Genomic DNA, 9,072 nt, shown 5'->3' with positions numbered 1-9,072 from the left:
GCCTGTATCGAATCATTTTTCTCTCATCTCAAAACAGAGAACACTTACTTTTCTTCGTGTCAAACGGAAGAAGAGCTTCATAACAGCATAGAAGAATACATTCAATTCTATAATCACGATCGATTCCAGAAAAAATTAAACCAGTGTGCTCCAGTAGAATACCGTCACACACTGGCAGCTTAGGCTTTTTATATTTGTCTACTTGACAGGGGTAAGACCAATCATGCGGACGTCCTTTTTATATTATCCTTGATTCCCATTTGATGTATAAACTTCTTCATAGGGCTGAACCACAACAAAGCCGCTCCCGCTAAACTTCATTTGGATGGATTCCCCGCTCCCCCTGCCAATAAAGGTTTTAAACGAAACATCTGTCACAAATTCTGTTTGTAAATCTCCTGACCAAGCAACCGTTGCATTCGGGTCCGTATAGACTTGATCTCCTGGTTGAACGATCAATGTTAATGGCTCGTAATGACTTGTAATGGCAATCAGACCAGGTCCCTCAAGTTTGACATTAAACAATCCACCTGCAAGCATACCAGAAATCTTTTTCATCAGTTTGATATCCCACTGAATCGTTGGTTCAAATGCCAAAAGATCATTTCCATTTACGAAAATGGATTCATCGTGATTCAAACGAAGGATTGAAATCTTTTTTCCTTGATCAGCCACATATAATTTTCCGTCACCTGTGGCCTTCATGAGTGAAGTTCCTTCTCCTGATAACATTTTCTTGAACATTTTTGATACCCCGTGCTCAAAAACGCCCTCTCGTTCAAACTTAATCTTTCCCCGATATGAGACCATGGAACCTGCTTTTGCCCAAATTGTCTCTGTGAGATTGATTTCTAAAAGTCTTGAAGTTTCTAGCTCGAAAACGCCTTCTCCTTTATCCTCCTGCTGCGTAGTCTCAACAAATTCTCTAATGGTATAACGATTCATGTAGCACACCTCTTTTTGTAGTTTTTTCTTATACGGACAAGATGCTTTCTAGGTTTCGGAAAAATGGAATGATTTATATAAAAATGGCTTGATTCCTCAAAAAAACAAAAAAAATCAAACATTTTACTCAAAATTTGGCTCGCCCGCTTGACGCTTTACTTTCGATAGTGTATAGTGGAACCATCATTTAACAACCGAATAGGGATTAGATGATGAAAATTTTTTTTAGTATGCCAAAAGGTGTGCTACAGTACTAGGAGGAAAAAGCAATATGCAAAACGGTAAAGTAAAATGGTTTAACAATGAAAAAGGTTTCGGCTTCATTGAAGTTGAAGGCGGAGATGATGTATTCGTTCACTTCACAGCTATCGAAGGTGACGGCTACAAATCTTTAGAAGAAGGACAAGAAGTTTCTTTCGAAATCGTTGAAGGTAATCGTGGACCTCAAGCTGCTAACGTTACAAAACTTTAATTGACTAAATGAATGATAAACCGACAATAAAGAGAGGCGTCTGCCTCTCTTATTTGATTTTCAGTTGAATTTCAATCGCTAAAATATTTTGTTTCAGCCTTTGTTCAATTTCAGAGATATCTTTTTCGAGAAAAGGTCTTCCCTTCTTCGCTACATCTACTAACTGTTCTAGATCGCTGTAAACTTCTTGAAATGCTCGATGTAATACCGTTTCGTAATCTTTATTATCCATGCCGGTCTTCCCCTTTTCCTCTATTATCCATCAATGAATCAAAAAGTAACTACACCAAAACTTTCAATAGTTATATCGGCTTATTTTTTAGAATATGTTCTTTTTTTTCACGTTCTAGTAGTTTTTTTCGTTGATGATGTAAGTGCTGATGATCTATAAGGGAAACCGGATTGCAAGTTTTACTTTTTGAGCAGCATCTTTCCGTACTCTTTTATTTTTTCTCCAACTGTACATTGTTGAATACAAAAGGAGTGGGCGTATTTTTTACCAAATTCTTTCCGAAAGTGCTTCTTAATGAAGCAATCTGAACAATATGCATCTTGAAGATCTGTTAATTCTTTTACTGCTGTTTTTTTATCCACATTAATCAGCTCCGTCTACTTCTAATTTCAACTTACTTTCGATTGGCACGTCTGCAAGCATCTGTCTTGCAAGCTGATCTGCTTCTGCATTTTGTTTACGATCAATGATTTCGTATGTTGGGGTGAGCTTCAGCTCTTTTAATGCAGCTTCAATTCGGTCGAGCCATCGATGATGCACATCATCATAACAAGGCCACTCCCCTTTTAGCTGATTCATGACAACAAGTGAATCTCCTTTAATCGTCACAGAATTTCTGCCCGCGCCAAGATCTTTTAAAGCTTTCACCGCTTCATATAAAGCCGCATACTCCGCTTCATTATTGGTCGTACCTTGAAAAAAATGATTTTTTCTCAAACGATAGGTATCTTCTCCGAGTGTATAATACACGACAATCCCAAGCCCAGATGCTCCTGTTTCTTTACGAAAACTAGCATCAAAATATACCCGAAGCTGATCAGGTTCAAGTTGAAGTTCTTCTTTTAGCTTTTCAAGCTCTTTAATTGACCACATAGCCCCTTTTTCATCTTCAAATGATAAGAGGGATAGCGGCTCTTTTTTTTCAATATGCTTTGCTAGAAGCAAGGCCTCCTTTAGCTCCATCCAATCTTCTTGGAAAAAAGCAACAGACCCAATATGTTTCACTTTCATTGTGTAGTGTGCTCTTAGTTTCATCTAACACATCGCCTTCCCGAGCTTTTAAGGTGAACGTTCGTTATGCTATAATCAAAAAGTTACATTTTACAATCAGAAAGGAAGTTCATGTCACTTGTTTAATGAAGGTATGTGGATTTTATTTGCGATCATTAATTTTATCATTGTTCTTCTATTTTATAAAGGATTTGGCAAGATTGGGCTTTTCGTATGGATTGGCTTTGCGACTGTTGCCGCAAATTTACAAGTTGTCAAAATCGTTGAACTCTTTGGCTTAACGGCAACACTTGGGAATATTTTATATGGCAGTGTGTTTTTCGCTACTGATGTCCTTAACGAGAAATATGGACAATCTGAGGCTCGAAAGGCTGTATGGATTGGCTTTTCCACACTTTTAACCTTAACGATTGTGATGCAGGAGGCTCTGCTTTTTCAACCCGCTGCCTCTGATATGTCACAAACCTCATTAGAAACCATTTTTGGCTTTATGCCAAGGGTTGCACTAGGTAGTCTTGCTGCTTATATCATCAGTCAAATGTTAGATGTTTATGTATATTCGTTAATCCGGCGGATATTTCCTTCTGATGGTGCGCTTTGGCTGCGTAATGCCGGAAGTACGATGATTAGCCAGCTACTTGATACACTCATCTTTACAACCATTGCTTTTCTTGGCACGTATCCATTTCATGTGTGGATTGACATTTTCATCACCACATATGTCATTAAATTCATTGTAGCGGCGATTGCAACACCATATGCTTATGTAGCTAAAAAAATGGTTCCACTTGATGAAAGGGGGAAATAAAGTGCTAGCTGAAATATACATTGATGGTGCTAGTGCAGGGAATCCAGGCCCTTCTGGAATCGGCATTTTTATAAAATATGACGGCAAGGTTGAATTTTTTTCAATTCCTGTTGGTCCTATGAGCAATCATGAAGCGGAATTTTCGGCCCTGATAGAAGGCATGAAAATCTGCTTGCAAAAAGGATTGCGCACGGTTTCATTTCGGACCGACTCACAGGTTGTTGATCGAGCTGCAAATGCAGGGTTTGCTAAAAATCCAGCCTTTAAGCGTTTTATTGAAGACATGATAGAGCTTCAATCTCAGTTTGATTTATTTTTCATTAAGTGGATTCCGAGCAAGGAAAATCAAGTAGCAGATGAACTCGCTAGAAAAGCGATTCACCTATCTAAAGGATGAATCGCTTTACTTTTGGGTACGATCATTGTGAGGTGATACGTGTTGGATAAAGTGAACAAAGGTCGTGCCACAAATGGTACAACACCTCAAGGTGACGCACAAACAAAAGATAAACAGCCCTTATCTCAGCTAGAAAAAAGGGCAAAGAAAAGCAATACAAAACATTAAGAGATCAGTCTTAGCTGATCTCTACTTCACTTAATCTGTTTACCATCGGTTCAATGCCGTTAATTTGGTGAAAGCGCAGCATGGCTACTGCACGTTCTGAATTGATATTTATTTTTGTCTGATCAATCGGACAGTCAAGCGGTACATCACATTTAATTTCCGCCAGTATACGTGACAGCTTGAGGTCTTTTAAACCTGCCTGCATTTTGTTTTGCTGTGCATCAGTTAATTCATGTAAGTTCTCTAATAGTCGGTCGATGGTTTGATAGGTTTGGATCAATTTCAGTGCTGTTTTTTCTCCGATGCCTTTCACGCCAGGATAATGATCACTTGAATCGCCCATAAGAGCTTTCATATCAATTAGCGCCTTTGGTGATACACCCATTTCCTCTTCAAATACTTCCTTTGTATAATGTTTATAATGCCCAATTCCTTTTTGCATGAGTGCAACTGTCACACGATCATCAAGAATTTGTAGCAAATCTTTATCTCCAGTTAAAACGGTCACATTTGCCTCTTCTTTATAGTGTGTAGCGAGTGTGCCAATACAATCATCTGCTTCGAAGCCTTTTAAGCCAATGTTCATGATTCCTAGTTCTTCTGTTGCGATCTTTGCTAGATCAAATTGGGGTATGAGCTCAACAGGTGGTTCTCCTCGATTTGCCTTATAATCTTGAAATATTTCATTACGATACGTTTGGCTCCCCATGTCCCAGCAGCAAACAATATGTGTTGGTTTAAACGTTTGAATAGCTGTTAATAAATGCTTCAGGTAGCCATTTACACCATTTGTCGGAACACCTTGTTCATTTATCATAAAATTGCGATGTACAGCAGTTGCATAAAACGACCGAAAGAGCAACGCCATTCCATCAACAAGTAATACGTTTTTATTCATTCACATAAACTCCCTTTTTAAAACAATATCCCTATTTTATCATAGAACACACTAACTGACATAAAAAAAAGGACGCCTCTTTTCCTTATGAAAAGAAGAGGACAGCCCTTTTATTTTTGACCATATTGCATTTTTTTCGTTTCGGCTTCAGCATAGGACGGCATGTCTTTTTGTTTCGGCACATTCTTTTTCTGCTGCTTTTCGTATTGTTTTTTGGTCCAATGGTTAAGATGACCAAAAAGGAAAAAGTTAATCTTACTTTTGTCTACGCTCGACATATTCCCTCACCATATCAACTGTGACATGCTTACGTAAAGGGACAATTCCGCATCGTACCAGTTCATTTATTTGTGATGTGATGGCATTCATCTCATCTGTTGTAAACGGTTCTATTTGTTCACACTTGTCACAGCGAGGTCAATCGACTGTTCTCTTTTGTTTTCAAGGACAAGAAAGGATTGAAGATGAGCATGCTGTTTTTGAGAATGTGCTGACATTTCTTCATGTACACAGCTATTTAGTCTATCATCAATCAAATGGTTTTCAATTGGTTTTTCCATTCTTTTGTTTGCTTGTATACTTGTTCAATGATTGCCTGCTTTTTTTGATCTGTAGTAAGACTAGTGACATATGTTTGTCTTTGCTCCTTCAACTGTCGAATTGCATCTGTCTCATAACTTGCACGAAAACCCTCTATCATTTTTTTATATCTTACAAGCAATTCTTCTTGTTCTTGATCTGCCCACATAGAAGTTAATTGAAGAAGTACTTCTCTTATCGCTTCAATAAACATAGCCTTTCCGTTTTGTTCAAAAAAAGCCTTTGCTGACTTTTGCTTATTTAAGAGCGGCTCAAACTGGGTAAGCTCCACTTCCACTTCGATTTGTTTCAACGCTGCATTTTTCTCATCTGGCGGAGCAAGACGAAGAGAAAAGTAAGGATCTTCAGCGCATGCAGCCTGCATACCTTTCTCCCACTCCTCTTGAAAGTACGACTTGATAAAGGATTCCATTCGAATATCAAGCGCCTTAATTTCCTGCACAAATTCAAATTCATAATCCTTCAATGCCTGATGTAACGCCTTTTTTAATTGCTCTTGGAAGTTACCTTGAGATAAACCAGGATAAAAAGCTGTCTTTAACAAGTCATTAGCAAAGAGTGATAGCCGCTGAACAATGTGGTAGAGCTGTTCTTGTAAATCCTTCTTTACGCTTTCTGTGATCAACTTTGATCGTTTGATGTTGTTCATTTTTTCAATAAACTCTAAATATGACTGCTCTAATTTTTTCTTTTCCGCCTGTTTCTCATCTTCTGATTGATGTAGCGTTGCATGCAGTTTTTCAACCGTTCCACAAAGTGTATTGGCTTCAAAATGTAAAAGCTCGATGGCATCCTTTGTTAATTCTTCATCAATAAAATAGTCCAATTGTTTTCTTAGTTGCTGATATTGATTATAAGATGTTGGTTGCTTTCCTTCTATTACTTCTTTGCTAGAAACATGATGGACATTTGGGTTTCGAATTCCTTCTTTCGTTAGTTCCTTTCGAACATAGTCAATTACGGTTTCAAGCTCTGCTTCATCCTTTGCTAAATCAGCCGCATTGATAATAAAGAACATTTTATCCATGCTAAATGAATCTTTCACAAGTCCGAGCTTGCGTAAAAATGACCGATCTGCTTTTGAGAAGGAGTGCTGGTAATAGGTTAAATAAAGAAGTGCGTCTGCATCCTTCATATATTGGAAGGCAATTTCAGTATGTCGCTTATTCATACTGCTGGCGCCTGGCGTATCAACAATGGTCAGCCCTTTATTTGTCAGAGGTGTATTGACATACACCGTTACTTCCTTCACCACACAAGAAACGGCTTCTTCTGCCACATACGGTTTCAGTTCTGCAAGAGTTACATATAATGGCGTTTGCTTATCAATATATTCTTTAAATTTCGACTGCGCGTGCAAGAAATGCTCGACAATGATGTGATGATCCTGTTCAAGATGTCTTTTTTTTAGCACCCTTTCAAGCTTCTGCGCAAATGTGTCTCCCTTTTCCTCTATGACTGAAAACCCAAGGATTTGATCAAGCTCTTGAAGGATTTCCTGCTCTGTTTTAAACATGACTTTCACCGTTTCATGCGGGTGATCTATGGTCGGTTTTGTCAATTTATTAATCGTTGCAGTTGTAGGTGTAGGTGATGAAGGTAGTACCTTTCGTCCAACAAGCGCATTCGCAAAGGAAGATTTCCCTGAACTAAAGGCACCGAATAATGCTAGGGTAAACTCTCTTGCCTGCAGTCGTTTCGTTCGCTTTTCAAAGGCTTCACGCTGAGTTTGAAGTGCGTCTAAAGGTAATAGTATGCGAGAAAGTTTTTCAAATTGTTCAATAGACTCGTTCGCCGTTACATACTGCGTGTGACGTATTTTCTCTTCATCAATTTGCTGTTTTTGAGATTCGTCTTCTGCCTCTACAGATGTATTGTTTTGTTCAAGCAGATTATACTGCATCCATTCTTTTTTCGCATAAAACCAATCTTCTTCAATCTGCTCATTTGTCCCGTTTTGCCAAGTCTCCCATATGTCATGAATGTCTTGCATGATTTCCTGGTTCTTCGTTAGATGCTGCTTTAGCGTTTGGAGCTCTTGTCTAGCCTGCTCCCACTTTGCTTGTTGTTCCCCTTTTGCATTCATTAGTTGCTGCTTAAGGGTTTGTGCCATCTGTTCAATTAATTGTCTTGCTTCCTGTTTTGCTAGTTTTTTGAGGGCGTCTCCGGCATCTTTCGCATATTGAAGGACGTATTCACTTGAGAAAGTCGCACCAGGATGAATGGCTTTTTCAAGCAACGGTTCTTCAACAGGTGTTTCAAATGACATCACTTTTTCCAACAAAGCTTCACCAAGCTGATGGTGTTTGACTTCTTTTTTGAATAGTTCTGCAATATGCCAGTCTACTTCTGCTTTCATTCTCGCTTTTACATCAGCTAAGAATACGTCAGCCCGTCTTTCTTTTTCTTGTTGCGTTTTATTTTTAGTGAAAAGCATCCCCACTTTAAATCCAGGTGCTTTTGATTCGAGGTAGTCACCTGCGAGCTCTCTCATCTTAAATGGGGTCAAGTTCGCATTTTTTAAGATGTTTTCCATTTCCGCATATAAATGTTCTTCTAGTTGCTTGGCACCATTTTCTATATAGTTGAATTCAGTTTCAAGTTGCTTGACTTCTTTCTTTTTTTCTTGAAGCAGCCTGTCTAGATCATCTTCTTGAAGCTCTTGTTTTAACGACTCGATGTGTTCTTTTAATATGTGCTCAATTTTCTGCTCGGTATATGCACGAAGTGAGGCTTGCGGCAAAGTTTGTAATTCGTTTAGTTTCTCCACTAAACGAGTCATTTCATTTCTTGGATGCGCTTTATCGGTTACAGAAGTAAAATAGAGATGATCTTCATCAATTCCCTCTTTTATAAGCATCTCTGAAACCTGCTTTTGGTAGTGCTCAAATGCTGTCTCATTTTCATCATGCCTATCAACTTGATTTACAATAAAATAAAGATTTGGCACTTGATCTTTGATAGACCGAATAAAACGAATATTCTCTTCAGCATGTACATGATTATAATGAACGACATAAAAAAGAGCATCTGCTTGATGAAGGATAGAAGCAGCAGATAAAAAATGGGTATGGTCGGTTGAATCAATCCCAGGCGTATCAATCAATGCGACTTTGTCTTCAAGGGCCCCAAAATCACCGCTAATTTCGACCATTTCAATCTGCTCACCATCTTGACAAAAACGCTGTACCGCTTCTTTATCATATGGTCCATTCATTTTTGCAAAGCGTCCATCAGAAGTGTGCAGTTGGACTTCATTTGTTCCTTTTCTGACAACGACTAAGTTTGCACTTGTTGGAATTGGACTAGTTGGCAAAATTTGATCATTGAGCAGGTGATTGACAAGTGATGACTTACCAGCAGAATAGTGACCTGTAAAAGCAATATACACTTCTTTTTCATGATCCTTTTTCATAATCGATGCTAGTTTAGCTGCGCGCTCATGGTCATGCCTTTTGAGGAGACTTTTATATAAAGCACCTGTAGTTTGAACGAGCGAATCTCGAATAGACAAGTCTTTCATGACGATAAACCCCTTTGT

At 38.5% G+C, this 9,072-nt stretch carries 12 protein-coding genes and 1 pseudogene; 5 read left to right on the top strand and 8 right to left on the bottom strand.

The window, feature by feature from the left end; translation table 11 throughout:
• A partial coding sequence (locus ACIQCE_RS10765) for an IS3 family transposase (protein ID WP_400494965.1) occupies positions 1-183 on the top strand: 183 nt, incomplete at its 5' end.
• Between the two features lie 60 nt (positions 184-243).
• Here the strand turns inward: ACIQCE_RS10765 and ACIQCE_RS10760 are convergent.
• Positions 244-945 carry an AIM24 family protein gene (locus tag ACIQCE_RS10760; RefSeq protein WP_400494956.1) on the bottom strand — a complete coding sequence of 234 codons (702 nt, stop codon included), beginning with the start codon at positions 943-945 and terminating at the stop codon, positions 244-246.
• 271 nt (positions 946-1,216) lie between these two features.
• On the opposite strand from ACIQCE_RS10760, the gene cspD reads away from it, so the two are divergent.
• Positions 1,217-1,417, top strand: a complete 201-nt coding sequence (cspD, locus tag ACIQCE_RS10755) for a cold-shock protein CspD (RefSeq protein ID WP_024422747.1) — start codon at positions 1,217-1,219, stop codon at positions 1,415-1,417.
• A gap of 49 nt (positions 1,418-1,466) precedes the next feature.
• Here the strand turns inward: cspD and ACIQCE_RS10750 are convergent, their stop codons facing one another.
• The 3 genes from ACIQCE_RS10750 to ACIQCE_RS10740 form a co-directional block, all read right to left on the bottom strand.
• Complete coding sequence (locus tag ACIQCE_RS10750; protein ID WP_353855472.1) at positions 1,467-1,649, bottom strand: hypothetical protein; 183 nt, start codon at positions 1,647-1,649, stop codon at positions 1,467-1,469.
• 179 nt (positions 1,650-1,828) lie between these two features.
• A complete protein-coding gene (locus ACIQCE_RS10745) occupies positions 1,829-2,011 on the bottom strand; it encodes a zinc-finger domain-containing protein (RefSeq protein ID WP_353855471.1) in 183 nt (60 codons plus the stop codon).
• Between the two features lies 1 nt (position 2,012).
• A complete protein-coding gene (locus tag ACIQCE_RS10740; RefSeq protein ID WP_400494951.1) occupies positions 2,013-2,684 on the bottom strand; it encodes a reverse transcriptase-like protein in 672 nt (223 codons plus the stop codon).
• A 94-nt stretch (positions 2,685-2,778) separates the two neighbouring features.
• Between ACIQCE_RS10740 and ACIQCE_RS10735 the strand changes: the two genes are divergently transcribed.
• From ACIQCE_RS10735 to ACIQCE_RS10725, 3 genes are read left to right on the top strand one after another with little or no spacing between them, the layout of a single operon-like run.
• Positions 2,779-3,468 carry a queuosine precursor transporter gene (locus ACIQCE_RS10735; protein ID WP_400494949.1) on the top strand — a complete coding sequence of 230 codons (690 nt, stop codon included), beginning with the start codon at positions 2,779-2,781 and terminating at the stop codon, positions 3,466-3,468.
• A gap of 1 nt (position 3,469) precedes the next feature.
• On the top strand, positions 3,470-3,865 hold the full coding sequence (locus ACIQCE_RS10730) for a reverse transcriptase-like protein (protein WP_353855468.1): 396 nt from the start codon (positions 3,470-3,472) through the stop codon (positions 3,863-3,865).
• 51 nt (positions 3,866-3,916) lie between these two features.
• Positions 3,917-4,033, top strand: coding sequence for a small, acid-soluble spore protein L (locus tag ACIQCE_RS10725; RefSeq protein ID WP_400495000.1), 117 nt, complete (start codon positions 3,917-3,919; stop codon positions 4,031-4,033).
• A 10-nt stretch (positions 4,034-4,043) separates the two neighbouring features.
• Here ACIQCE_RS10725 and ACIQCE_RS10720 read toward each other — a convergent pair whose 3' ends face one another.
• The 4 genes and pseudogenes from ACIQCE_RS10720 to dynA form a co-directional block, all read right to left on the bottom strand.
• On the bottom strand, positions 4,044-4,931 hold the full coding sequence (locus ACIQCE_RS10720; protein ID WP_400494946.1) for a 5'-3' exonuclease: 888 nt from the start codon (positions 4,929-4,931) through the stop codon (positions 4,044-4,046).
• A 110-nt stretch (positions 4,932-5,041) separates the two neighbouring features.
• A complete protein-coding gene (locus ACIQCE_RS10715) occupies positions 5,042-5,209 on the bottom strand; it encodes a hypothetical protein (protein ID WP_400494943.1) in 168 nt (55 codons plus the stop codon).
• Positions 5,187-5,491 (bottom strand): annotated as a pseudogene (locus ACIQCE_RS10710) (DUF2533 family protein). The gene ACIQCE_RS10715 and the pseudogene ACIQCE_RS10710 overlap by 23 nt, the downstream one beginning before the upstream one ends.
• Positions 5,464-9,054 carry a dynamin GTPase gene (gene dynA, locus ACIQCE_RS10705; RefSeq protein WP_400494941.1) on the bottom strand — a complete coding sequence of 1,197 codons (3,591 nt, stop codon included), beginning with the start codon at positions 9,052-9,054 and terminating at the stop codon, positions 5,464-5,466. Before dynA ends, ACIQCE_RS10710 begins: the two are co-directional and overlap by 28 nt.
• Positions 9,055-9,072: the final 18 nt, after the last annotated feature.

Source organism: Bacillus sp. NPDC093026, from assembly GCF_044754665.1.
GTDB lineage: Bacteria > Bacillota > Bacilli > Bacillales > Bacillaceae > Bacillus > Bacillus maqinnsis.
This window is presented reverse-complemented; position numbering and strand designations above follow the sequence as displayed.

Excerpts from the sequence above, each read along its gene's own strand:
- ACIQCE_RS10760 (WP_400494956.1), bottom strand. The coding sequence starts at position 945 with ATGAATCGTTATACCATTAGAGAATTTGTTGAGACTACGCAGCAGGAG.
- cspD (WP_024422747.1), top strand. The coding sequence starts at position 1,217 with ATGCAAAACGGTAAAGTAAAATGGTTTAACAATGAAAAAGGTTTCGGC.
- ACIQCE_RS10750 (WP_353855472.1), bottom strand. The coding sequence starts at position 1,649 with ATGGATAATAAAGATTACGAAACGGTATTACATCGAGCATTTCAAGAA.
- ACIQCE_RS10740 (WP_400494951.1), bottom strand. The coding sequence starts at position 2,684 with ATGAAACTAAGAGCACACTACACAATGAAAGTGAAACATATTGGGTCT.
- ACIQCE_RS10720 (WP_400494946.1), bottom strand. The coding sequence starts at position 4,931 with ATGAATAAAAACGTATTACTTGTTGATGGAATGGCGTTGCTCTTTCGG.
- ACIQCE_RS10715 (WP_400494943.1), bottom strand. The coding sequence starts at position 5,209 with ATGTCGAGCGTAGACAAAAGTAAGATTAACTTTTTCCTTTTTGGTCAT.
- dynA (WP_400494941.1), bottom strand. The coding sequence starts at position 9,054 with ATGAAAGACTTGTCTATTCGAGATTCGCTCGTTCAAACTACAGGTGCT.